This is a genomic window from Flavobacterium saliperosum (assembly GCF_900100625.1).
Classification (GTDB): Bacteria; Bacteroidota; Bacteroidia; order Flavobacteriales; family Flavobacteriaceae; genus Flavobacterium; species Flavobacterium saliperosum.
In genome coordinates, this window is sequence record NZ_FMTY01000001.1 from 435,043 (window position 1) to 459,146 (window position 24,104).

The 24,104-nt window shown below is 41.2% G+C and carries 22 protein-coding genes; 16 read left to right on the forward strand and 6 right to left on the reverse strand.

Translation table 11 applies throughout. The features are described from left to right. The first annotated feature begins 32 nt into the window (after positions 1–32). Together BLQ05_RS02075 and BLQ05_RS02080 are read left to right on the forward strand one after the other, a co-directional pair. Complete coding sequence (locus BLQ05_RS02075; protein WP_035654058.1) at positions 33–1,127, forward strand: fatty acid desaturase family protein; 1,095 nt, start codon at positions 33–35, stop codon at positions 1,125–1,127. 38 nt (positions 1,128–1,165) lie between these two features. Further along, a complete protein-coding gene (locus tag BLQ05_RS02080; RefSeq protein WP_023575472.1) occupies positions 1,166–2,368 on the forward strand; it encodes a pyridoxal phosphate-dependent aminotransferase in 1,203 nt (400 codons plus the stop codon). A gap of 174 nt (positions 2,369–2,542) precedes the next feature. Here BLQ05_RS02080 and BLQ05_RS02085 read toward each other — a convergent pair whose 3' ends face one another. Continuing rightward, a complete protein-coding gene (locus BLQ05_RS02085) occupies positions 2,543–3,520 on the reverse strand; it encodes a hypothetical protein (protein WP_143000892.1) in 978 nt (325 codons plus the stop codon). 149 nt (positions 3,521–3,669) lie between these two features. Here BLQ05_RS02085 and purT point away from each other — a divergent pair, with 149 nt between their 5' ends. The 9 genes from purT (at position 3,670) to BLQ05_RS02130 (ending at position 10,177) form a co-directional block, all read left to right on the forward strand. Then, a complete protein-coding gene (purT, locus tag BLQ05_RS02090; RefSeq protein ID WP_023575474.1) occupies positions 3,670–4,836 on the forward strand; it encodes a formate-dependent phosphoribosylglycinamide formyltransferase in 1,167 nt (388 codons plus the stop codon). Positions 4,837–4,839: 3 nt separating this feature from the next. Further along, entirely contained in the window at positions 4,840–5,190 is a 351-nt protein-coding gene (locus tag BLQ05_RS02095) for a DUF6370 family protein (RefSeq protein WP_023575475.1), read from the forward strand. Between the two features lie 3 nt (positions 5,191–5,193). Further along, complete coding sequence (locus BLQ05_RS02100) at positions 5,194–5,769, forward strand: Crp/Fnr family transcriptional regulator (protein ID WP_023575476.1); 576 nt, start codon at positions 5,194–5,196, stop codon at positions 5,767–5,769. Between the two features lie 267 nt (positions 5,770–6,036). Then, on the forward strand, positions 6,037–6,753 hold the full coding sequence (locus BLQ05_RS02105) for a pirin family protein (RefSeq protein WP_035654060.1): 717 nt from the start codon (positions 6,037–6,039) through the stop codon (positions 6,751–6,753). A gap of 134 nt (positions 6,754–6,887) precedes the next feature. Then, positions 6,888–7,418 (forward strand): YceI family protein, encoded by a 531-nt coding sequence (locus BLQ05_RS02110; RefSeq protein WP_023575478.1) that lies wholly within the window; start codon positions 6,888–6,890, stop codon positions 7,416–7,418. Positions 7,419–7,685: 267 nt separating this feature from the next. Next, positions 7,686–8,558 carry an ACP S-malonyltransferase gene (gene fabD, locus BLQ05_RS02115; RefSeq protein ID WP_035654062.1) on the forward strand — a complete coding sequence of 291 codons (873 nt, stop codon included), beginning with the start codon at positions 7,686–7,688 and terminating at the stop codon, positions 8,556–8,558. A gap of 88 nt (positions 8,559–8,646) precedes the next feature. Further along, complete coding sequence (locus tag BLQ05_RS02120) at positions 8,647–9,438, forward strand: HipA family kinase (protein ID WP_023575480.1); 792 nt, start codon at positions 8,647–8,649, stop codon at positions 9,436–9,438. Then, on the forward strand, positions 9,416–9,799 hold the full coding sequence (locus BLQ05_RS02125) for a DUF3037 domain-containing protein (protein ID WP_035653924.1): 384 nt from the start codon (positions 9,416–9,418) through the stop codon (positions 9,797–9,799). The genes BLQ05_RS02120 and BLQ05_RS02125 overlap by 23 nt, the downstream gene beginning before the upstream one ends. 126 nt (positions 9,800–9,925) lie before the next feature. Then, positions 9,926–10,177: a hypothetical protein gene (locus BLQ05_RS02130; RefSeq protein ID WP_023575481.1), complete on the forward strand. Its 252-nt coding sequence runs from the start codon at positions 9,926–9,928 to the stop codon at positions 10,175–10,177. Between the two features lie 111 nt (positions 10,178–10,288). On the opposite strand, the gene galE is transcribed toward BLQ05_RS02130, so the two are convergent. Together galE and BLQ05_RS02140 are read right to left on the reverse strand one after the other, a co-directional pair. Then, a complete protein-coding gene (gene galE, locus BLQ05_RS02135) occupies positions 10,289–11,302 on the reverse strand; it encodes a UDP-glucose 4-epimerase GalE (protein WP_023575482.1) in 1,014 nt (337 codons plus the stop codon). A gap of 64 nt (positions 11,303–11,366) precedes the next feature. Beyond that, positions 11,367–12,497, reverse strand: coding sequence for a DegT/DnrJ/EryC1/StrS family aminotransferase (locus BLQ05_RS02140; RefSeq protein WP_035653925.1), 1,131 nt, complete (start codon positions 12,495–12,497; stop codon positions 11,367–11,369). A 99-nt stretch (positions 12,498–12,596) separates the two neighbouring features. On the opposite strand from BLQ05_RS02140, the gene BLQ05_RS02145 reads away from it, so the two are divergent. From BLQ05_RS02145 to BLQ05_RS13765, 4 genes are all read left to right on the forward strand, one after another. Beyond that, positions 12,597–13,829: a 3-deoxy-D-manno-octulosonic acid transferase gene (locus BLQ05_RS02145; protein WP_023575484.1), complete on the forward strand. Its 1,233-nt coding sequence runs from the start codon at positions 12,597–12,599 to the stop codon at positions 13,827–13,829. A 1-nt stretch (position 13,830) separates the two neighbouring features. Next, positions 13,831–14,295: a GNAT family N-acetyltransferase gene (locus BLQ05_RS02150; protein ID WP_023575485.1), complete on the forward strand. Its 465-nt coding sequence runs from the start codon at positions 13,831–13,833 to the stop codon at positions 14,293–14,295. Between the two features lie 10 nt (positions 14,296–14,305). Next, a complete protein-coding gene (locus BLQ05_RS02155; RefSeq protein WP_023575486.1) occupies positions 14,306–16,462 on the forward strand; it encodes a S46 family peptidase in 2,157 nt (718 codons plus the stop codon). A 207-nt stretch (positions 16,463–16,669) separates the two neighbouring features. After that, positions 16,670–16,903 (forward strand): hypothetical protein, encoded by a 234-nt coding sequence (locus BLQ05_RS13765; protein ID WP_023575487.1) that lies wholly within the window; start codon positions 16,670–16,672, stop codon positions 16,901–16,903. Between the two features lie 223 nt (positions 16,904–17,126). Here the strand turns inward: BLQ05_RS13765 and BLQ05_RS02165 are convergent, their stop codons facing one another. Continuing rightward, positions 17,127–18,653 (reverse strand): GH3 auxin-responsive promoter family protein, encoded by a 1,527-nt coding sequence (locus tag BLQ05_RS02165; RefSeq protein ID WP_023575489.1) that lies wholly within the window; start codon positions 18,651–18,653, stop codon positions 17,127–17,129. Between the two features lie 104 nt (positions 18,654–18,757). Here BLQ05_RS02165 and BLQ05_RS02170 point away from each other — a divergent pair, with 104 nt between their 5' ends. Next, positions 18,758–19,555, forward strand: coding sequence for a DUF2797 domain-containing protein (locus BLQ05_RS02170; RefSeq protein WP_023575490.1), 798 nt, complete (start codon positions 18,758–18,760; stop codon positions 19,553–19,555). Positions 19,556–19,584: 29 nt separating this feature from the next. Here the strand turns inward: BLQ05_RS02170 and BLQ05_RS02175 are convergent, their stop codons facing one another. Both BLQ05_RS02175 and sppA read right to left on the reverse strand, forming a co-directional pair. Next, positions 19,585–22,218: an AsmA-like C-terminal region-containing protein gene (locus BLQ05_RS02175; protein WP_023575491.1), complete on the reverse strand. Its 2,634-nt coding sequence runs from the start codon at positions 22,216–22,218 to the stop codon at positions 19,585–19,587. 101 nt (positions 22,219–22,319) lie between these two features. Beyond that, complete coding sequence (gene sppA / locus BLQ05_RS02180) at positions 22,320–24,083, reverse strand: signal peptide peptidase SppA (protein WP_023575492.1); 1,764 nt, start codon at positions 24,081–24,083, stop codon at positions 22,320–22,322. Positions 24,084–24,104: the final 21 nt, after the last annotated feature.

Here is a 24,104-nt window from a genome sequence, read left to right on the forward strand (position 1 = left end):
CTTACCTTTGGAACGAATTAATGCATTTGATTATGAATACACAAGCTCCTATATTCTCAAAAACTGATAATATGAAATTTTTCCGAACGCTGAACAAACGCGTGAACGATTATTTCAAGGAAAACAACCTGCAAAAAACCGGAAACTGGAAATTACACCTGAAAACAGTTGTCATGTTTTCACTCTTCCTTACCCCGTACTTTTTAATACTTGCCTTAGACTTACCGCTTTGGGCTTACTTGCTTTTAACTGTGGTTATCGGGATTGGAATGGCCGGCGTTGGGATGAACGTTATGCACGATGGCAATCACGGATCGTATTCCACAAAGCCTTGGCTAAATAAAATCATGGGCGGAAGTATCTACATTTTAGCCGGAAACGTCTACAATTGGCAGGTACAACACAATGTGTTACACCATACTTACACCAACATTCCGGGACACGATGAAGATTTGGATGCCGGACGAATCATCCGTTTTACGCACAGTGCAAAATGGCACCGATTCCACAGATTCCAACATTTATATTCGGTTTTCCTATACGGTTTATTAACGTTCAACTGGGCGTTAACCACCGATTTCAAACAAATGAAAGCCTATCTGAAAAGAAAACTATCTTACGGCGAACCTAAAAATCCAAAAATTCTTTGGACGACTTTAGTGATCACAAAAGTGATTTATTTCTCAATCTGGTTAGTGATTCCGATGATTATCGGTATTACCTGGTGGAAAGTGCTTTTAGGTTTCTTCGTAATGCATTATACAGCAGGGTTGATTTTAAGTGTAGTATTCCAATTGGCGCATGTGGTGGAAGAAACAACAAACCCTACTCCGAATGAAGCCGGTGAAATCGAAAACACCTGGGCCATTCACCAATTGTTCACCACCACCAATTTCGCTCCGAAAAACTGGATTGTAAACTGGTACACCGGCGGACTGAACCATCAGATTGAACACCACATTTTCCCGAATATCAGTCATATTCACTACGGAAAAATTGCCGAAATCGTAAAAGAAACGGCAAAAGAATGCAACTTGCCTTACTACGAATACAAAACCATGACCAGCGCGGTTATTGCCCATTTCAAACACCTGAAAGAATTAGGACAAAAACCCCAAATGGCATAATTTCGCAAAAAAGAGAATAACTACATAACACAACATATATGAACCCGCTTTCGGATAGAATTAACAATTTATCTACGTCACAAACGTTAGCCATGGCTGCCTTAGCCAGAGAATTAAAAGCCCAAGGAAAAGACATTATCAGTTTAAGTTTAGGGGAACCGGATTTCAACACCCCGGATTTCGTTAAAGAAGCTGCCAAAAAAGCCATCGATGAAAATTACAGCACCTATACTCCGGTAGAAGGCTATCTGGAATTGAAAGAGGCCATCTGTCGCAAATTCAAAAGAGACAACAACTTAGAATACAAACCTTCGCAAATTGTGGTTTCCACAGGTGCGAAACAATCGCTATACAACATTGCCCAGGTAATGTTAAACGAAGGGGACGAAGTGATTCTTCCTGCTCCTTACTGGGTTAGTTATTTCGAAATCATCAAACTTTCAGGAGGAACTCCGGTAGAAGTACCTACTTCCGTGGAAACCGATTTCAAAATCACACCGGAACAATTGGAAGCCGCCATCACACCAAAAACAAAAATGATGTGGTTCAGTTCGCCTTGTAACCCAAGCGGCTCGGTATACAACCGTGAGGAGCTGACTGCCTTGGCAAAAGTATTGGAGAAATACCCGAACATTTACGTGGTTTCCGACGAAATCTACGAACACATCAATTTCTCAGGTACTTTCTGCAGTATCGGATCGATTCCGGGCATGTTGGAAAGAACCATCACCGTGAACGGAGTAGCCAAAGCCTTCGCCATGACAGGATGGAGAATCGGTTATATCGGTGGTCCGGAATTCATTGCTAAAGCATGTACCAAAATTCAGGGACAGGTAACCAGCGGAGCCAATTCCATCGCACAACGTGCTACCATAGCTGCCGTTGACGCCGATCCATCGGTTTTAAAACACATGGTGGATGCGTTCCACAGTCGTCGTGACTTGGTGGTTGGATTGTTAAAAGAAATCCCCGGAGTAAAAATCAACGTTCCGGAAGGTGCGTTTTATGTATTCCCGGACGTTTCTTCGTTCTTCGGAAAAACATTAAAAGGAACCGAAATCAAAGACGCAACGGATTTCTCCATGTATCTTTTAGCCGAAGCTAACGTAGCTACAGTAACCGGAGACGCTTTCGGGAACCCGAACTGCATCCGTTTCTCCTACGCCACCAGCGAAGATTTACTGAAAGAAGCCTTACGCCGCATCAAGGAAGCGGTAACCACTACCGAAGTACTGGCATAAAAAAACAAAAGCCTCAGGATTTTCTTGAGGCTTTTTTTATTCACTAAGGTTGGCAAAGGATGGCATGCCCACAAGGGTCAGGCTATCCGCTGTATCTGCCGTTGCGAGTTTGCAAAGCAACCTCACAAAGTCAGGATGCCGCTCCTATCCTTCATGCGAAATCGGTTTTCATAACTACTTCGGACTTGAAATCGTGTACCCAATCCCGATATTGTACATCGGATATTTCTTATCCTTTTTATACACCATCGGACGTTCTATCCGCGACCAGTTTCCCGATGCACCAAACACGTGTCGGAACAAAGTCAGCTGATTTTTAGAATCCGCCACCAAAGGATAATTCGGCAAAATAATCTTGATGAATTTCTTCTTTTCCCCATTCACTTCCCGAATTCCAAAAGGCAATTCCGGAACATAATCTCCTTTTTCGTCGGTTTTCCCTATCACGGTCATCACCACAAAAAAACCGTTTTCAGGCACCGCTATGGTTTCGTCAAATTTCACCTCCACTTTCCCTTCCACCTTTGCGGACTGGATGACAAAAACCTTATCATAATCGTATACTTTTTTCCCCGGCTGATTACCAACATTACTCATGAATTCGATCTTCATCATCGTCCCGTAAGGATGATCTTCAAAAGACTGATTTGCCATTCCCTGATACAAATCTTTTACAATTACAGGAATGACAACCGACTTCAGCACACTGTTCTTTCTGTCATTCGGAATATAAAAGGCAAACTGTTGCCCTAACGACGACCAGTACATTTCGTTGCTGTTATCATGCATCGTTGGCTTTACCACATACTCTTTGCGTTTCCTGGCATCATTTCCGGAAACCGTCATTTTTAATTCCCCGAGAATTTCAGTTGAAGCCGTAAGGAAAACATCCGTATTTCCGTGCAACTCATCCAATGAAACAATCTTATCGAAATAGCCTATGTGCGTAATTTTTATCTGATTAGGGACTTCCTTATCCAAAATCACTTTTCCGTTTTCATCCGAAAAAATGCCATAACCGTTCAAAAAATTAACATTCGTATAAGGCAACTTCTCTTTTGTAATCGAATCTTTTACAACGAAATACCTTTCCTGAGCGTACAATTGCACCGACAAACAAAAGAGAATGAAAAGAAATTTTTTTTTAAACATGGCATCAACTATTGGGATTACGGTTTTCGGTTGGTATTGAACAACTAATACAATAACTCCAAAAGCGGGAAAATCGTATCCCTGAAAACATTTCTTGTCAAAACCTTCAAAACTATTTACCTTTAAACCTTTAAAACAACACAACCACAATGCAAAAGAAAATACTATTATTAGGTTCGGGTGAATTGGGAAAAGAATTCGTCATCGCAGCGCAGCGCATCGGTCAGAAAGTGATTGCCGTCGACAGTTATGAAAATGCGCCGGCCATGCAGGTAGCCCACGGATTTGAAGTCATCAATATGTTAGACGGCGCCGAACTGGACCGTATCGTAGCCAAACACAACCCCGATTTCATCGTTCCCGAAATCGAAGCCATCCGTACCGAGCGTTTTTATGAGTACGAAAAACAAGGAATCACAGTCGTTCCTTCCGCGAAAGCAGCTAATTTTACCATGAACCGAAAAGCCATCCGTGATTTGGCAGCCAAAGAATTGGGATTACGCACGGCCAATTACCGCTACGCGACGACCAAAGACGAATTGGAAAAAGCAGTCACTGAAGTCGGCATGCCTTGCGTGGTAAAACCATTGATGAGTTCGTCCGGCAAAGGGCAATCGACCATCAAAACGCAAGACGATATCGAAAAAGCCTGGAAGTATGCCGTAGAAGGTTCTCGAGGCGACATTATTGAAGTCATCGTGGAAGCGTTCGTGAACTTTAACTCAGAAATTACGTTGCTGACCGTTACCCAAAACAATCACCCCACTTTATTTTGCGCACCCATCGGACACCGACAAGAACGCGGCGATTATCAGGAAAGCTGGCAACCGGCACGGGTTTCGCAAAAGGATATTGAAGAAGCGCAGGATATGGCCCGAAAAGTAACCGAATCCTTAGGTGGTGCCGGATTGTTTGGTGTGGAATTTTTCTTAACCGATGAAGGTGTTTATTTCTCGGAACTCTCTCCTCGCCCACACGACACCGGTATGGTAACCTTAGCGGGAACGCAAAACTTCAACGAATTCGAATTGCATCTGCGTGCGATTTTAAGCCTACCGATTGCGGAAATCACCTTGGAAAAAGTGGGTGCGAGTGCCGTACTGTTAGCATCGGAAAATTCGAAAAACCCAACGTATAACGGAATCGAAAAAGTGGCCGGATTGGTAAAAACCGATTTCAGAATCTTCGGAAAACCAACCTCCAGACCGTACCGAAGAATGGGTGTGATACTATCAAATGATACTATAGAAACTCCGGTGGAAGAAGTTGTCGAACGTGCCAAAAAAACGGCTACCTTAGTAACAATAAAATCCTAAATTATGAAAAAAATATTCGTTTTCGTAGTCCTTTTAACTTCTTTTGCTGTTAACGCCCAAGAGACCCGAGGCAAAGCCGAACAGAGCGAAGCTGAAAAAGAAAAAACCAAAACCCAAATCGTGGAAGCTTCCTGTGGCCAATGCCAGTTCGGGATGGACGCCAAAGGATGTGACTTAGCGGTTCGCATTGATGGAAAACCATATTTTGTTGACGGCACTTCCATCGACCAACACGGTGATGCACACGCTCATGATGGCTTTTGCAACACCATCCGTAAAGCAGAAGTTTCCGGAGAAATTGTAGACAACCGTTTTAAAGCGACTTCATTCACATTAATCGAAGTTAAAAAATAAATCGTGAATTTACTTCTCGAAAATATCGCCAAACACGTTTCCCTCACTACGGAAGAACAGGAACGTGTTTTGACCTTTACCGAAACACGACACTATAAAGCAAAAACCCTTCTGTTAAAGGAAGGCGAAATTTGCACCCATTCCTATTTTGTAACCAAAGGGATTTTACGCAGTTACAACATCGACGAAAATGGTGTAGAACATGTAGTGAGTTTTGCCTGTCCCGGCTGGTGGATTGCCGACATGTACAGTTTTTTATCCCAACGTCCCGGGCAATTGTACATTGAAGTCAATGAAGAAGCGGAAGTTATATTGCTCTCTAAAGAAAACAGGGATATCTTATTTACCGAAGTCCCTAAGATGGAACGCTTTTTCCGGATTCTGATTGAAAATTCATTGGTAGCCAACCAACAGCGACTGATTGACAACCTCAGCTTCACTGCCGAAGCCCGTTACGACAAATTCACCAAAAAATACGCCGAACTGGTGCATTGCCTTCCTCAAAAACAAATCGCCTCCTACATTGGCGTTACTCCCGAGTTTTTCAGTAAAATGAAGGCACGGCTTCTTAAGAAATAGTCTCTAAGAAACAACCTTAATGCCTTAGCCGCTTAGCACCTCAGCATCTGAAAAATAACTTCTTAATCTAGGTTAAGTGTTTCCGCCATGACCTCATCGTAACTTTGTTGTATCAAAATACAAGTTATGAACCGAAAAGATTTTATCCGAAAAACAATTCTGGGCGGTGGTGCAATAATCACCGGAACCGCTTTAGCCAAACAGGTTTCCGAATCCAAAGAAGAAACCGTTGGATTCAATCACATTCAAAACACCAATTCAAAGATTATGGAAAATGTTATCTTACACAAAGCCAATACACGAGGCAATGCCAATCACGGTTGGCTGCAAAGTTTTCACACCTTTAGTTTCGCCAATTACTACAATCCCGAGCGTATGAATTTCGGGGTACTGCGCGTACTGAATGACGATACGGTGGCAGCCGGAATGGGTTTTGGGACGCATCCGCATCAAAACATGGAAATCATCAGTATTCCGTTGGAAGGCGATTTGGAACATCAGGACAGTATGGGCAACAAAACCGTGATTCGCAACGGAGACATTCAGGTGATGAGCGCCGGAACCGGAGTGCAACACAGTGAATACAATAAAAACCAGGACAAAGAAGTGAAATTCCTTCAGATTTGGGTAATTCCAAACAAACAAAATGTAGCACCTCGTTACGACCAGATTACCTTGAATGAAGCAGAACGTCACAACAAACTGCAGCAGATTCTGTCGCCAAATGCAGACGATGCCGGCGTATGGATTCATCAGGACGCTTGGTTTCACTTGGGTAAATTCGACAAGGATTTTACAACGGAATACACTTTCAAAAAACAAGGCAACGGTTTGTATGTTTTTGTACTGAACGGGGATGTTACTGTAAACGAACAGGCTCTGAACAGAAGAGACGGATTCGGCATCTGGAACACCGATAAAATAACGATTAAAGCGAATTCGGAAGCAGAATTTTTATTGATGGAAGTTCCGATGGCAATTTAAAAACTCAGCTACTCAGTCACTTTACAACTTAGCTACTCAAAAAAACATTTCTTAATCTAGGTTAAGTGTTTGAGCCTCACAACCGAAGTAACTTTGCTTCATCAAATTGAAATAAAAATTTAAAAAATAAAATTATGGCAACTACAAAATGGGCAATTGACCCGACACACTCAGAAATTGGATTTAAAGTAAAACACATGATGTTTACCAACGTATCCGGAAAATTTGAAAACTATGATGCGACGATTATCACGGAAGGTGATGATTTCACTAACGCTTCCATTGAATTTTCAGCCGATATCAATTCGGTAGACACCCGAAATGCCGACAGAGACAATCACTTAAAAAGTGCCGATTTCTTCGACGCGGAAAACCACCCAAAAATGAGTTTCAAAGCGTCTTCGTTTACGAAAGTTGATGATGAAAACTACGAATTGGCGGGCGATTTAACCATGAGAGGCGTTACGAAATTCGTAAAACTTCCGGCAGAATTCAGCGGATTGATGACCGATCCTTGGGGAAACACCAAAGCGGGTATCAACGTTTCCGGTAAAGTAAACCGTAAAGACTGGGGCTTAAACTGGAACTCGGCTTTGGAAACCGGTGGTGTTTTAGTGAGTGAAGACGTGAAATTGAACATCGAACTACAGCTTTTAAAACAATAAGTTCCCTTTTTACCCCAAACAAAAAAGATTTGAAATCTAAAATTTCATAATAATAGGTTTTTGGTTGATGATGGCCCTGTACTTTGTAATGAAGTGCAGGGTTTTTTCATTCCCGACACAAAAGATACTTCCTTTTAGCCCCGATGGGAGCGGCATCCCGCCTTGGCGGATAGAGCGGACAGCGGGAAAGACGATTCCAAACCGGCCCAAAACTTGGCGCTCCAAAAAAATTACTATTTTTGCAACAACAAACAAAATCAATTGAACATGAAAGCATACGTTTTCCCGGGTCAAGGTGCTCAGTTCACCGGAATGGGTAAAGATTTATATGAGACTTCGCCTTTGGCAAAAGATTTATTCGAAAAAGCCAATGAAATATTAGGGTTCCGCATTACCGACATTATGTTTGAAGGGACGGCAGAGCAATTAAAAGAAACCAAAGTAACGCAACCGGCCGTGTTTTTACACTCGGTTATTCTGGCAAAAACTTTAGACAACTTTAAACCGGAAATGGTGGCAGGACACTCGTTAGGCGAATTTTCCGCATTGGTTGCTAACGGAGCGTTGTCTTTTGAAGACGGATTGAAACTGGTTTCCCAACGCGCCATCGCGATGCAGAAAGCTTGTGAAATAACCCCATCCACTATGGCTGCGGTTTTAAACTTAGACGACAAAATCGTGGAAGACATTTGTGCTTCGATTGACGGTGTGGTGGTTGCGGCGAATTACAACTGTCCGGGACAATTGGTGATTTCCGGCGAATTGAAAGCCGTGGAAGAAGCCTGCGAAAAAATGAAAGAAGCCGGAGCGAAACGCGCTTTGATTTTACCGGTGGGTGGTGCTTTCCACTCTCCGATGATGGAACCGGCAAGAGAAGAATTGGCGGCGGCTATTGAAGCAACCACTTTCGCTACCCCTATTTGTCCGGTATATCAGAATGTAACGGCAAGCGCTGTTTCCGATGCAGACGAAATTAAAAAGAACTTAATTATCCAATTGACGGCTCCGGTAAAATGGACGCAATCCGTACAACAGATGATCGCTGACGGAGCGACTTCCTTTACCGAAGTAGGCCCCGGAAAAGTTTTGGTGGGATTAGTAAATAAAATCAATAAGGAAGTGGAAACGATTTCTGCGTAACCCTTAAAATTCACATTTGAAACTCCGACAGGCAACCGTCGGAGTTTTTTATTTTAATGATATCTTTGTTCTACTAGAATTGTACTGTATGAGTCATGAAAAGTTACGAAGCGTAAATGTAACCCGTTACATAACCCCTTTGCGCGAGGGAGGTTCTTTACCCGCATTAGCCGAAGCCGATGACGATTTTAAATACGTTTTAAAATTTCGCGGAGCCGGTCATGGCGTAAAAGCCCTGATTGCCGAATTGCTGGGTGGCGAAATTGCCCGATTTTTAGGCTTGCCTGTTCCGGAGTTGGTTTTTGCCACGCTGGACGAAGCGTTCGGAAGAATGGAAGGCGATGAGGAAATTCAGGACTTGCTTCAATTCAGCCAGGGATTGAATCTGGGTTTGCATTATCTTTCGGGAGCAATTACCTATGATACTGCCGTGAATGATTGCGATGAACTCCTCGCGTCTAAAATCGTTTGGCTGGATGCTTTCATCACTAACGTGGATCGAACGTTCCGCAACACGAATCTGTTAATCTGGCATAAAGAGCTTTGGCTGATTGACCACGGTGCTTCCTTTTATTTTCACCATGCCTGGGACAATTGGAAAGCGAATGCGGTGAGTCCTTTTGTGCTGATAAAAGATCATGTCCTGCTGCCAAAAGCGACAAAAATGGAAGAAGTTCATGCGGAATTCACCCGGAAATTAAACGACACGGTGCTGAAAGAACTCGTAGATTTAATTCCGGAAGATTGGTTGCAATGGGAAAACGGAGCAATACCCCCCGAAGAAATCAAAGCCATTTACTTTCAATTCTTGTCAATGCGATTGGCAAACGCTGATAACTTTTTAAAACAAACACAAGATGCACGAAAAACACTTATATGAATATGCGGTAATTCGTGTGGTACCTAAAGTAGAACGCGAAGAATTCATCAATGTCGGATTAATGCTTTTCTGTAAGCGACAGAAATACCTGAGAATTGAACATCAAATTCCTGCGGAGAAAATAAGATTGTGCTGTCCGGATTTTGATGTGGAACAATTGGAAGAAAACCTGACCTCGTTTACCAAAATTTGTTCCGGCAAACAAGAAGGAGGTCCGATAGCCGAGTTTGAAATAGCGGAACGTTTTCGTTGGCTTACGGCTGTGAGAAGTTCCAGCATACAAACCTCAAGACCCCATCCCGGGTTTAGTACTGATTTGGACAAAACATTTGAAAAATTATATACCGAATTGGTGCTGTAAAATAACTTTCCCGGAATAGTTTATTGTTTTAAAAATAAATTTTTCAATATGTTTCGTTTTTTATTAAAATTTTATTTTAACTTTAACTGTAAGTATAATTAATTATTAATTCTTAAAAATTAGAAAATGAAAAAAACACTTTTAGCTTTAGCGTTTGTTGGAGCATTGATGGTTTCTTGTAAAGAAAAAACAGAAGACAAAGTAGAAGATGCTGTAGAAGCAGTTGGTACAGAAATGACTGAAACTGTTGACTCTACAGCTGCTGCTGCTGGTGAAGCTATTGATTCTGCTGCTGCTAATGCCGAAGACGCTGCTGCTGCTGGAGCTGCAAAAGTTGAAGAAGCTGCAAAAGACGCAAAAGAAGCTATTAAAAAGTAATCTTTTAAAGGTCGGTTCGCCGGCCTTTTTTTTATTTGAAAACAATCTTACTTTACATAAAAACTCCCAAACCGTTTCCGATTTGGGAGTTTCGCTTTTATAGGCATTAAATCAATTTCTGATTTTCTGTTCCCATTTCCAGGCACTGGCCAAGGCTTCTTCTAAGGTAGATTGTGATTTCCAACCTAAAACGGCATTCGCCTTATCGGTATTCGCATATGCTTCCGTGATATCGCCGCTTCTTCGGCTTACGATTTTATAGGGTAATTTTTGTCCGCTCACTTTTTCGAAAGCCTGAATCACTTCCAACACCGAGCTTCCGGTTCCCGTTCCCACATTAAAGGTTTCTACTTTTGCCGTATTTCTCTTTTCCATTAAACGTTGTAAGGCGACCACATGCGCTTTTGCCAAATCCACCACATGAATGTAATCACGAATGCAGGTTCCGTCCGCGGTAGGGTAATCATCCCCAAAAACAGACAACTCTTTTCGCAATCCGATACCCGTTTGCGTGATAAAGGGCACTAAATTCTGCGGAATCCCTATTGGCAATTCACCTATTTCAGCACTTGGATGCGCACCAATCGGGTTAAAATAGCGTAATAAAATCGCGTTGATATTGGTCACATTAACCACGTCGCTGATAATTTCCTCTCCGATTTGCTTGGTGTTTCCATAAGGCGACATCGCCTGTTGCACAGGTGCCTCTTCAGTGATGGGCATTTTTTCGGCTTGACCGTAAACCGTGCAGGAAGAACTGAAAATCAAATTCGCTTTTGGCTTTTTCTGCAATTCCTGAAGCAGATATACTAAAGTGCAAATATTATTTTCGTAATACAACAACGGATTTTCAACGCTCTCGCCTACCGCTTTCGAAGCCGCAAAATGAATCACCCCCGAAACATCAGGATGTCGTTTAAAAAAATCCTGAACAGCCTTTTTTTCGCGTAAATCCAGTTTCTCAAAAGCCGGAGTTTTGCCCGTAATCCGAAATATTCCATCCAAAACCTCCAAAGAAGAATTCGACAAATCATCGATAATGATTACGTCAAAACCCTGATTCTGCAATTCGACAACAGTATGCGAACCGATAAACCCTAAACCGCCTGTTACAAGTATTTTCATTTAGATGATTTGAAATTATAAACAATTAATTACATAAGATTATAAAAATAAGTCTTATCCTTAATTAATTAAAAAATTCAAGTACCGAATCGACAATAAAGCGGATTTGCTCGTCGTCCAACTCAGTATGCATTGGTAATGAGATTACTTCTTTCACCAATTGGTTGGTTATCGGAAAATCTTCTTCCTTATATCGCGGGTCCAGATAGGCTTTCTGACTGTGTAACGGAATCGGGTAATAAATCGCACACGGAATTCCTTTTGCCAAAAGGTGCTCCATTAATGCATCTCGGTTCGCATCGATGATTCGTAACGTATATTGGTGAAAAACATGACAGTCACAGGCATCACAAATCGTCGGTGCAATAATGTTTTTATGTCCTTCAAAACCTTTGGAGTACTTTCTTGCGGCGTTTTGTCTTGCTTCATTGTAGGAATCCAACAAAGGCAACTTAGCATTCAGAACTGCTGCCTGAATACTGTCCAAACGGGAATTTACCCCAACCACATCATGATGGTAACGCACATACATTCCGTGATTTACAATCCCTCTTAAGGTATGCGCCAAAGCATCATCATTGGTAAAAATCGCCCCGCCATCTCCGTAACATCCTAAATTTTTGGATGGAAAGAAAGAAGTTGCGCCCACATGACCAATAGTTCCCACTTTTCTTTTCACGCCGTCTCTTCCTGTGAAATCGGCACCAATCGCCTGTGCATTATCTTCAATTACATATAAATTGTGTTCGTTGGCAATATCCATAATTGCGTCCATATTGGCCGCACGACCAAACAAATGCACGGGAACAATCGCTTTCGTTTTTGGAGTAATCGCTTTCTTAATCGCTTCAATGGAAATGTTCATATTCCCCATTTCCACATCCACCAGTACCGGTGTAAGTTGTAATAATGCAATAACTTCAACGGTGGCTGCGAAAGTGAAATCGGCTGTAATAACCTCATCGCCGGGTTGCAATCCCAAGCCCATCATGGCAATCTGCAAAGCATCGGTTCCGTTGGCACACGGGATCACGTGTTTCACACCCAAATAGTCTTCCAAAGATTTTTGGAACTGTTGTACTTGCGGTCCGTTAATATATGTGTTGGTATCTAAAACCTCCTGAATGGAAGCGTTTACGGTATCTTTTATTTTTTCATATTGACTTTTCAAGTCAACCATTTGTAGTTTTCTCATCTGAAAAATGTATTTAAAACAAGCAAAAATACGAATTAAAGTAGAATGATTTATGGATAATAAAAAGAAACCGTATTTTAGCGCAACAAAAGGAACGTTATGTTTTTTCTCTATAATTTAGTGGTTCAGCTTACGGGATTCCTCCTGAAAATTGTGGCTTTGTTCAGTCCGAAAATTAAGATGTTTGTGGACGGACGGAAGTCGGTTTTCGACACCTTATCCCAAAAAATTTCCGCATCCGACAAGACCATTTGGTTTCATGCCGCTTCGTTGGGCGAATACGAACAGGGACTTCCGGTGATGGAACAAATCAAAGAACACTATCCGAATCATAAAATCGTAGTAACGTTCTTCTCCCCTTCGGGTTATGAGGTACGAAAAAACAATACGGTTGCCGATGCCACGGTGTACCTTCCGCTGGACACCAAAAATAACGCACAGCAATTTCTGAAACTGACGCATCCGGAACTGGCATTTTTCATCAAATACGAATTCTGGCCCAACTATCTGAACGAACTCAAAAAACAAAACATCAAAACCAATCTGATTTCCGGAATATTTCGCGAAAAACAAAGTTTCTTTAAATGGTATGGTGGGTTTTACCGAGATGCCCTGAAAAACTTCAATTATTTTTTTGTTCAGAACGAACGTTCGAAAAAACTATTGCAAAGTATCGGCTTTAACAATGTGAAAATTTCCGGCGATACGCGTTTTGACCGTGTGGTTTCGATTTTGGAACGCGATAATGCGTTGGATTTCATTGCGCAATTCAAAAACAACACGCTGACTATTGTCATCGGAAGTTCCTGGCCGAAAGACGAAGAACTGCTGTTGAACTATATCAATCAGGCCGATGCGAATGTGAAATTCATCATTGCACCGCACAACATCAAACCGGAACAAATTCAAGAATTAAAAAAGAAGATTACGAAGAAAACAGTACTCTATTCGGAAAAAGAAAATCAGGAATTGGCCGAATATCAGGTTTTCATAATCGACACTATAGGGATTCTGACCAAAATTTACAGTTATGCCGATATTGCCTACGTGGGTGGCGGTTTCGGAAATCCGGGCGTACATAATATTTTGGAACCGGCGACTTTCGGAATTCCGATTGTGATTGGTCCGAATTACTCCCATTTCGCCGAAGCAACCGCCTTGGTCAACATGGAAGGCTGTATCTCAATTGCCAATCAAAACGAATTGCATCAGGCTTTTGATTTGTTGGTGCAAAACGAAGACGAGCGTTACGAAAAAGGCCATATCTGCAGCACTTTTGTTCAGATGAATAAGGGCGCGACCAAAACCATTCTGAATCATATCCGTCCGTAAAATGGAAAACAGCATCCATTTTAAAAGCACAACGCCTTCGGACATCGACACCATCGTATCGCTGATGCAGGATTTCTATGCCATAGACCATTATCCTATGGATACCGAAAAATCCAAACTGCTTTTCAGAACCTTCATTGAAAATGAAACTCTCGGAAAATCCTGGCTGATTTATCACAACAATCAAATCGTTGGTTATGTGATTCTGACGTTTGTTTTCAGTTTCGAATACGGCAGCACCATTGCTTTTCTGGACGAATTGTACCTGTCCGAAACCGCACGCGGGAAAGGAATCGGCAAAGCGGCACTTCAGTTTATTCAGACAGAAGCTCTTAAATTAAAGTTAAAAGTGATCTATCTGGAAGTGGAGAACCATAATGAAAATGCACAAAAATTGTATATTGCTCACGATTTTGCGGTCCATCATCGAAAATTGATGAAATACATTGTAAAAGAACACACTTAATACCTAAAAAATGAAATTTTTAAAACTACTTATTATTTTATTCGTTTTACCGACATACGCACAACAGGGCGGTATGTGGATTCCTTCGCTACTAAAAGGAATGAACGAAAACGAAATGAAAAATCTGGGAATGAAGATCTCTGCCGATGATATTTATTCCGTAAACCATTCCAGCTTAAAAGACGCCGTGCCGCATTTTGACGGAGGCTGTACCGCGGAAGTGATTTCACCGAAAGGATTGATTTTAACCAATCACCACTGTGGTTATGACAACATTCAGAGCCATTCTTCGGTAGAACACGACTACCTTACTGACGGTTTTTGGGCTTACAAAATGGAAGACGAGTTGCCTAACAAAGACTTATTCGTAACCTTTATCGTTAAAATCGAAGACGTTACCAATAAAGTGTTGGAAGGTGTGGCCAATTTGCCAACGGAAGCTGAAAAGCAAAAGAAAATTCAGGAAAACATTGCAATCCTGAACAAAACCCTGCCTAAAGAAGCCTATCAGGAAAACAGCATCCGTACGTTTTATGACGGAAACCAATACATTTTATTTGTAACAGAAACCTTCCGCGATGTGCGTTTGGTGGGTGCGCCGCCAAGTTCCATCGGAAAATTCGGTTCGGATACTGACAACTGGGTTTGGCCTCGCCACACCGGAGATTTCTCTTTGTTCCGAATTTATGCCGATAAAAATAACCGTCCGGCCGCATATTCTAAAGACAACGTTCCTTATACCCCGAAACACTTCTTCCCGGTTTCCATCAAAGGGGTTAAGGAAAATGACTTTACCATGGTAATGGGGTATCCTGGAAGAACTCAGGAATATTTACCTTCTTATGCCGTGGAACAAATTATGAATTCGCTGGATCCTGCAAGAATCGAAATTCGTGATCGTGCACTGAAAGTTCAGGACGGTTTCATGCGTAAAGACAATGCGATTAAAATCCAGTACGCTTCGAAATACGCAAGTGTGGCGAATTATTGGAAAAAATGGATTGGCGAAGTGAAAGGTTTGAAAAAATCAAACGCCGTAGGCATCAAACAGAAATTTGAAAAAGACTTCAATGAGAAAATTAACAAAGCAGGCAAACAAACCGAATACGGTACTTTATTAGCCGATTTCAAAACCAATTACGAAGCCATTGCACCCTACGCCTTAGCGAGAGAATACTATTCTGAGGTAGTTTTGAGAAATACGGAGATTTTAAATTTCGGATTCCGTTTGTACCAATTGGAGCAAGTTTACAACACCAAAGGCGAACAGGCTTTTAACGACAGAAAAGCGAACCTAATCGCAGGTTTCGAACCTTTGTACAAAGATTTCAACGCTAACGTGGACGAGAAAGTTTTCGAACAACTGATTGACTTGTATGCTAAAAAATCCCCGCAACAGTTCTTACCGGAAACCGTAAAGAACATCAATCCGGAATATAGTGCTAAAACCATTTTCACCAATTCGAAACTAACTTCTTATAATGGATTGAAAGAGTTGTTACAAGGCGACAGTAAAACCGTACTTGAAAAACTGAATCAGGATCCTGCTTTTATCTTAGTAAAAACCATTGCAGAGGCTTACAATAAAAATGTAGCTCCGAAATACGACGAGTTGAACCTGAAGAACATTGCTTTACAACGCACTTACATGAAAGCTATTTTGGAATTGAGTCCGAAATCAGCGCGTATTTTCCCGGATGCCAACAGTACGCTTCGTGTGACTTACGGAAAAGTGAAAGGCTACCAGCCAAGTGACGCGGTAACTTATGCTCCGATGACCTATTTGGACGGAGTTATGGAGAAATATGTTCCGGGTGACTACGAGTTTGATGTTCCAAAAAAACTGATTGACTTGTACAATGCCAAAGATTACGGGCAATATGCCGACAAAAACGGAAAAATGCCGGTAGCTTTTATCGCAACGAATCACACAACCGGAGGAAACTCGGGAAGCCCTGCCTTAGACGCTAACGGCAACCTGATCGGATTGAATTTTGACCGTGTTTGGGAAGGTACTATGAGTGACATTCATTACGATCCTTCCATCTGTAGGAATATTATGGTTGATATCCGTTATGTGTTATTTATAGTTGACAAATATGCCGGCGCGAAAAATCTGATTGAAGAAATGAAATTGGTAAAACCGGTAAAAAAGAAAAAGAAATAACACCCTTCTGTAAATCAATTGGATAGAAAAAATAAAGGAATTTTTAACTTACAAATTTCTTTTATTTCTTTTGGCACGTAAATTGTTATATTGTCGTAAGTTGCATGGAAAATATTTTTTTTGAAAAAAAGAAAAAAATTATTTTATCGTATCAAAAAATTTATATCTTTGCTCCGAATTAATAATTAACCTTTATAATTTAGTAAGATGAAAAAAGTTGTTTTAAGTTTAGCTTTAGTAGCTATGATGAGTGTTTCTTTCGTATCATGTAAAGAAACTGCAAAAGAAGAAACTGTAACTGAAGAAGTTGCTCCAGTTGCTGAAGAGGCTGTTGAAGCTACTACTGAAGTAGTTGATTCTGCTGCTGCTGCTACTACTGAAGCTGCTGCTCCAGCTGCTGATGCTGCTGCTGCTCCAGCTACAGAAGAAGTTAAAAAATAATTAGAGACTTCTAAGAAAAAATAGTCCCGGTTTTTAATCGGGACTTTTTTTATGCCTTGTTTTTAGGCATCGCAAACAAAAAAAAGAGACTAACAGTCTCTTTCGTAATTTTTCTGGGTTTTCACCACCTCACAACGTCCGGGACCACAGCCCAATCGTCGCGGTCCGCACGATATTAGCAAACCGCACAATACCATAAAACAAATTGCTTTTTTCATATTCCTTAAATAATTTCCGAAAACTGCATTGCTTTCAGACGTTCCAAATACTCTCTTTGATTGGACAATCTCGGGATTTTATGTTGTCCTCCCAATTTATCCTGTTCTTTTAACCAATCGTAAAACAAATTCGTTCGCGCCACGTTCAGCACCAACGGATTCAAAGTCATGTTATTGTAGCGTTTTGCTTCATAATCTGAATTCAACGACTGTAACGTTTCGTCTAACAATTTCCTGAAAACTTCGATATCTTCCGGCGCTTTTCGGAATTCCACCATCCATTCGTGCGCTCCTTTCTCTTTTCCTTCCATAAAAATCGGTGCCACGGTATAATCAATCACTTCGCAGTTTAATTGCTGACACGTTTTTGCCAAGGCCATATCCGTATTTTCCACCATCAGTTCCTCCCCAAAAACATTAATATGGTGTTTGGTTCTTCCGGTTACGCGAACACGAAACGGATTCAACGAGGTGAATCGGATGGTATCGCCAATCAGATAGCGCCACAAACCGGAATTCGTGGTGATAACGACCGCATAGTTCTTATTCAGTTCCACTTCCGCCAATCGGATTACCCTTTGATTCAAGGTTCCGAAAGTGTCCATCGGAATAAATTCATAGAAGATCCCGTAATCCAACATCAATAACAAATCACTCGAATTGTTCAGATCCTGAATAGCAAAGAAGCCTTCCGAAGCATTGTAAATTTCATAAAATTTGAAATCCGGATTCGGTAAAATCTTCTTGTATTGTTCGCGATACGGCTCAAAACTCACTCCGCCGTGGAAATACACTTCCAGATTGGGCCAAATTTCCAATAAATTCCCTTTTCCGGTTTCTTCCAGCATTTTATTCAGCAATACCAACATCCATGACGGAACGCCGGCAAAACTGGTCACGTTTTCATTTTTAGTTTCATTGATAATCGCCTGAATTTTGGTTTCCCATTCACTCATCAACGATACTTTATTGCTTGGCGTACTGCTGAATTCCGCCCAAAACGGCATGTTATCAATTAGAATCGCCGACAAATCCCCAAAGAAAGTGTTATTGTCTTCATACAACTGCTTGCTCCCACCCAAACGAAGGCTTTTACCTGTAAACAATTCCGATTCCTCATTGTTGTTCAGATACAGGCACAACAAGTCCTTACTCGCCTTATAATGACAATCCTCCAACGCTTCATTACTCACCGGGATGAATTTACTCTTCGCGTTGGTGGTTCCGCTGGATTTGGCGAACCATTTGATAGGCGTACTCCAAAACACATTCTGCTCGCCTTTTCGCGTCATTTCAATCAAAGGTTCCAATTGTTCATAGGTAGAGACCGGAACCCTTTCCGAAAACGTTTTATAGCTCTTGATGGATGAGAATTCATACTTCTTACCAAGAACGGTTCCTTCGGCTGAGCGAATCAGGTTAAAAAGCAATTCTTCCTGAACCTCATTCGGATACTTTAAAAACAATTCCATCTGATGAATTCGTTTTTTCAGAATCCAGGTAGCAATGGAATTTATAATAGTTAACGGCATCTTTTATAAGTATGAATTATGAATTGTAAAATAGTAATTATAATTTTACGTCTTACCCAAAAATACTAATTTTTTGGTCAATTTAAACCCGAAACCCAAAACAAATGACATACGAAGGCGTACTCACGAAAATGCAAACCGAATTCGGAAACCCAATTCAGTATTATCTGGTTTTTGAAAACAGCTTTTTGAACATCAACCAGCTGTTAAACAAAGAATTGGAAATCACTTTTCAGGGTTACCAGTGTTTGAATTGCGGAAAGAAAAAGAAAATTTTCCGTCAGGGATTTTGTTACGATTGTTTCATGTCGAGTGCCGCTGCCGGCGATTGGATTATGAAACCGGAATTGAGTACGGCGCATCTGGATATTGAAGACCGCGATTTGGAATACGAAAAACGCGTACAACTGCAACCGCACATTGTATATCTGGCTTTATCCAGCGAGGTAAAAGTAGGCGTGACCCGAAAAACACAGGTTCCCACACGTTGGATTGATCAGGGTGCGATTCAGGCGGTGCCGATTGTGGAAGTCCCTAACCGCTATCTGGCGGGAATTACAGAAGTCGCTTTGAAAGACCATTATGCTGACAAGACCAACTGGCAGAAAATGCTCAAAAATGACGTACCGAATGTCGATTTACTCTCCGAAAGAAACAGTTTGGGAACGTTAATCCCAAAGGAAGTACAGCCGTATTTTGCCGCTTCACCGGAAAAAATGTATGATTTGGTGTATCCGGTTTTGCAATACCCTAAAAAAGTAAGCAGTTTAAATTTAGACAAAACTCCAAATTTCACAGGCAAACTTTCCGGCGTAAAAGGGCAATACCTCATGTTTGAAGACGGTACCGTTTTTAACGTTCGTACTTTTGAAGGTTATGTGGTGAAAATCAATTTGTCATAAAAAAAGCCCCAATCAAGGGGCTTTTGTTTTTATGGTGTCGTTGTGGGTTTCGGCTCTTCTTTTTTCTTCTTACCGAACAAATCTTTTATGGCGTTGGTCGCAGCGCTTTTTACCTCATCCTTGACCTTTGGCGCAGTAGTTTTGGCCGTGTCTTTCGGCGTTGTGGTTCCCGATGTATTCGTTTTCGGTCCACCAAACAAACCGCCCAAAGCGGATGTTCCCTGATTCAGCAATTTATCTTTTTGGTATTTTACCAATTGTGTCGTTACATTGGTTACCGCCTGTTTCATGTCGGTACTCACTTTCGGATTTTTGAAATTACCTGTCATGGTTGCATTTACAGGAACATTATCCAGCTTGCCTTGTTCTGCCGGAGTTAGTTTTGCTAACAATTTACTTACTTCAGGCCCTAAATATTTGGCTGGCACATCAAATTTCAAATCATAATTCATCGACTGATCGAAACCGTGTGTTCCGCCCACCGTTACTTTCACATCCTGGTATTTTAAGTCAATCGGTTTCAGACTTACCCTACCGTTATTGAAAGCCAAGGCCGCTTTTACATCGTTCAGATTCAGTTTGTTTACATCAATAAACTTCACATTGGACGATAGCGAAGACAATAATTGCGAATTATTGGCATTTACGGTAGTCGAAAGAAGTTGCCCAATCAGATTTCCGGAAATGGTTTTAAGATCCGGAGTCATTTCCATGGCATCCAGATTCCCTGACAGGTTGATGGTTGAATTCAGCTTCCCGTTAATTACACCGGCAATCGGCGCAATGGATTTCAACATGTCCAATTGGGTGAACGATTTTGCGATGTCCACCTTACTTAAATCCAAATTCATTTTAAACGTAGGCACTTTTCCTTTTGTGGAAACCACACCATCCATACCGATTTGACCGTCAAAAATATTCGTTTTGATGTTCTGTAATGTTACCGCCTGATCGCGGATAATCATTTTTCCGGACACATCTTTCAGCGTCAGATTATCATAAACTACGGTATTCGCTTTTGCCGTAACCGCACAATCCAGGAAAGCAGGGATTTTCACCGCTTCTTTTTTAGCTGTTCCTTCCTTCGTAGTTGTTGTAGTCGGCTCCATAAAATCGGAAACCAAAAACTGGTTCGAATTCATATTGAAATTGGCTTTCAAGATCTGGTCTTTGAATACAAATCCGTAGAAATTATCCAAAGTTCCTGTCATGTGAATGTCGGATTTTCCGGTTTTCATGTCCAGTTGGTTTAAACGTATCTGGCTCGGGTTAAACGCAACCACAGCTTGTGAAATTTGCACCGGTTTCGCCATTTCCGGACCGGAATAATTAAATCCTGTTAACGATAGGTTTCCGGAATTCTGAATGTTCTGATACTGACTCGTTTCTACCGATTTCATATCGAATTTCGTTACCACATCGGCTTTTAAGATTCCCGAAAGCGGTTTGTCCAGTTTTACCGGATACGCTTTGGTTACGTTCGCTAAATTGATTACCCCTTTTAATTCGGCATTCACCAACGCATTTTCAGCAATGTTTCTGATGTTCGCTTTGGCATTGAAAACGTCCTGATCGATTCGGAACGACAATTTATCCAGATTCACATAGGTATCGTTCATCAATCCGGTTTCGTTGATGATTTTGGTATCAATTACAATATTTTGAACCGATTTCGGCAGATCCGGATATTGGAAAGATGCATTGTTTGAAGCAATAGCGATGTTGAATTTCGGGATGGTCGTATCGGTGAATTCGCCTTTCACGGTGCCGTCCACCTTAAATTCTCCGGTTGTTTTTACCGTATTGATGTTCCCCGCATAGGCTGCCGGAATTAGCCCCAAAAAGTTTTTGAAATCGGAAGTCGGCGTTTTGAATTTCAAATCGTACACCTGTCCTTTTTCCACCATCTGAATGAATCCGTCAAACTCTAACGGCAACTGATTGATTAAGGCTTTATTGTCACGGAACGTATATTTCTGATTCTTCATATCGATGCCTAAAACCGCATCCAGAGACAATGCCACATTGTTCATGTAGTTCATCTTGTCCATATCCAAAGTTAATTTTGCAGTAGATTTGGTTTTTAAATCGAGTTTTTCTTCTGCGAAATTTCCGGTTCCTTCATGATCAATGCTATCGATAAGCATCTTGATTTTCGATTTTTCATCGGTATAACGGAAACGAAGATTTTCCACCGAATACTTCTGAATGTTCATCGCAAACGGCTTACTTTCCGAAGGATCTTCCGGTTTGTCGTCTTTTAGGGCAATATCGAAATTCCCCAATCCGTCTTTATTGAAAATGATGTTTACCAATCCGTCTTTGGAAGAAAACCCCTCAATGTTCATCGCTTCGCCTTCCCCTTTGAACAGTTCTTTCACCGACATTTTCAGATTAATTTCTCCTGCATAAAGCAAGGTATCTCCCTCAAAGGGTGCTTTGCCGACAATACTCAGTTTGTCAATCGTAACGCTGGCATTCGGAAAGTTTTTAAACAAACTCAATCCAACATCTTCAAAAGCCACTTTCGCATCGACATTTTCATTGATTGTTTTCGCTACCAATTCTTTAATCTTGTCTTTAAACAAAAAAGGTGCGGCCGCTAATGCAATAATGATTACCAACAATGAAATTCCTGTAATCTTTAAAACTTTCTTTAACATATCTGGAAATATTTATCTTACGAAATTACTACAAAAATCAAACCAACTTACTTAATGAAAACATAAATAAGTTGGTTTATTATAAAAATAATAGGAGAAGTTTATCTGATACTTAGCTCAAATGGCAGGATTACTTGGGTTCCGCGACGTTCATTCACTCTACGGATACGCTCTAAAACCTGGTAATTTTCGGCACCGATTTGTTCTTTTATCAATGCCTCTTTGGATTGGAACATCGAAATACCGGAAAAACCACGCAACAAATCTTCAAATGTTTTTTCGTATTCCGGATAATTCTCGGTACGGTATTCTTTCACTTTGGCCAATTTAGCCGCATGCTTGATGGCCAAATCCAACCCTCCGATTTTATCCACAAGTCCTAATTTAAGCGCATCGGCACCTGTCCAGATACGACCTTGTGCCACTTCGTTCACCTGCGCCACCGTCATTTTTCGACCAGCCGCCACACGTTTCAGAAAAATACTGTAGATATTTTCAATGCTCTCCGTTACATAGCCTTTGAAGTTTTCATCAATCGGTTCAAAAACACTGTAACCGCTTGCGTTTTCATGGGTTTTCACCTGTTCGGCATTGATTCCTATTTTAGTGGCTAACGGATGGAAATTCGGCAACATTCCGAAGACACCAATCGAACCCGTAATGGTATTCGATTCTGCAAAAATGGTATTCGCATTACACGCGATATAATAACCGCCTGATGCAGCCAAGTTTCCCATGGAAACCACTACCGGTTTTACTTTTTTAGTCAGCTCGATTTCCCTCCAGATCAATTCGGAAGTCAAAGCGCTTCCTCCCGGGGAATCCACGCGCAATACGACCGCTTTAACGTCATCATCATTTCGGGCTTCTTCCAGAGAACGGCGCATCGAACCTTCTCCGATATACGTTACATCCCCCTCACCCGATTTGATTTCACCCTGCGCATAAACAATGGCAATTTTATCTTTCCTCGAATAATCGATATTGGTACGGGCTACTTTATCGGCATAATCCAAAATGCTCACTTTATTGTATTTTTCATCTTTCTCCACTTTCAGCGCTTTACGGATACCGTTATGATATTCGTCTTCGTAAGCAATTCTGTCGATCAGGTGTTTTTGTTTCGCTAATTCCGGCGTTCTGGCACCCAACGAATTGGCGATAGCATTTAGACTGTCCACCGATATTTTCCGGCTTTTTGAGATATCCGAAACCACAGAATTCCAAATGGAGTTCAGTAAAACGGTCATTTGTTCGCGGTTGGCCGGACTCATTTCGTTTTCCAGAAACGGTTCCACGGCACTTTTGTATTTTCCGTGACGGATCACTTCCATTTTCACACCGGACTTGTCTTCAAAATCTTTAAAGAACAGAATTTCAGAAGACAATCCTTTAAAATCCAATTCGCCAACCGGATTCAGATAGAGCGTATCCGCAACCGAATTCAGGTAATACTCTTTTTGCGACAATGCGTTGGCATAGGCCACCACAAATTTTCCGGATTTTTTAAATTCTTCCAGTTTGCGACGGATCGCTTTGCTTTGCGCCATTCCTAACATGGATTCGTTATTGAGAATCGAAATCCCTTTAATTTTATCGTCGGTTTTGGCCGCATCAATGGCATTTAAAACGTCGGTTACCCCATCGTGTTTGGTTTCGAAATAATCAAAATCGGTAAATTTAAACTGTCCGCCGTAATCATTCGTCACCTCTTTCAAATCCAATTCTATTACCGAATTGTCTTTAACCCTAACATGATCTTCCCCTCCAAACAGCGCGCCAACAAGAATAATCCCAAAGAAAAGGATCATAAAAAAAACAAACAATCCAACGATTGTAGCCAGTACATTTCCTAAAAATTTCATTCTGTGTATTTTTAATAATAA

Bases quoted from the DNA above. Each gene is read 5' to 3' on its own strand.
- BLQ05_RS02075 (WP_035654058.1), top strand. From the start codon at position 33: ATGAATACACAAGCTCCTATATTCTCAAAAACTGATAATATGAAATTT.
- BLQ05_RS02080 (WP_023575472.1), top strand. From the start codon at position 1,166: ATGAACCCGCTTTCGGATAGAATTAACAATTTATCTACGTCACAAACG.
- BLQ05_RS02085 (WP_143000892.1), bottom strand. From the start codon at position 3,520: ATGTTTAAAAAAAAATTTCTTTTCATTCTCTTTTGTTTGTCGGTGCAA.
- purT (WP_023575474.1), top strand. From the start codon at position 3,670: ATGCAAAAGAAAATACTATTATTAGGTTCGGGTGAATTGGGAAAAGAA.
- BLQ05_RS02095 (WP_023575475.1), top strand. From the start codon at position 4,840: ATGAAAAAAATATTCGTTTTCGTAGTCCTTTTAACTTCTTTTGCTGTT.
- BLQ05_RS02105 (WP_035654060.1), top strand. From the start codon at position 6,037: ATGGAAAATGTTATCTTACACAAAGCCAATACACGAGGCAATGCCAAT.
- BLQ05_RS02110 (WP_023575478.1), top strand. From the start codon at position 6,888: ATGGCAACTACAAAATGGGCAATTGACCCGACACACTCAGAAATTGGA.
- fabD (WP_035654062.1), top strand. From the start codon at position 7,686: ATGAAAGCATACGTTTTCCCGGGTCAAGGTGCTCAGTTCACCGGAATG.
- BLQ05_RS02120 (WP_023575480.1), top strand. From the start codon at position 8,647: ATGAGTCATGAAAAGTTACGAAGCGTAAATGTAACCCGTTACATAACC.
- BLQ05_RS02125 (WP_035653924.1), top strand. From the start codon at position 9,416: ATGCACGAAAAACACTTATATGAATATGCGGTAATTCGTGTGGTACCT.
- BLQ05_RS02130 (WP_023575481.1), top strand. From the start codon at position 9,926: ATGAAAAAAACACTTTTAGCTTTAGCGTTTGTTGGAGCATTGATGGTT.
- galE (WP_023575482.1), bottom strand. From the start codon at position 11,302: ATGAAAATACTTGTAACAGGCGGTTTAGGGTTTATCGGTTCGCATACT.
- BLQ05_RS02140 (WP_035653925.1), bottom strand. From the start codon at position 12,497: ATGAGAAAACTACAAATGGTTGACTTGAAAAGTCAATATGAAAAAATA.
- BLQ05_RS02145 (WP_023575484.1), top strand. From the start codon at position 12,597: ATGTTTTTTCTCTATAATTTAGTGGTTCAGCTTACGGGATTCCTCCTG.
- BLQ05_RS02150 (WP_023575485.1), top strand. From the start codon at position 13,831: ATGGAAAACAGCATCCATTTTAAAAGCACAACGCCTTCGGACATCGAC.
- BLQ05_RS02155 (WP_023575486.1), top strand. From the start codon at position 14,306: ATGAAATTTTTAAAACTACTTATTATTTTATTCGTTTTACCGACATAC.
- BLQ05_RS13765 (WP_023575487.1), top strand. From the start codon at position 16,670: ATGAAAAAAGTTGTTTTAAGTTTAGCTTTAGTAGCTATGATGAGTGTT.
- BLQ05_RS02165 (WP_023575489.1), bottom strand. From the start codon at position 18,653: ATGCCGTTAACTATTATAAATTCCATTGCTACCTGGATTCTGAAAAAA.
- BLQ05_RS02170 (WP_023575490.1), top strand. From the start codon at position 18,758: ATGACATACGAAGGCGTACTCACGAAAATGCAAACCGAATTCGGAAAC.
- BLQ05_RS02175 (WP_023575491.1), bottom strand. From the start codon at position 22,218: ATGTTAAAGAAAGTTTTAAAGATTACAGGAATTTCATTGTTGGTAATC.
- sppA (WP_023575492.1), bottom strand. From the start codon at position 24,083: ATGAAATTTTTAGGAAATGTACTGGCTACAATCGTTGGATTGTTTGTT.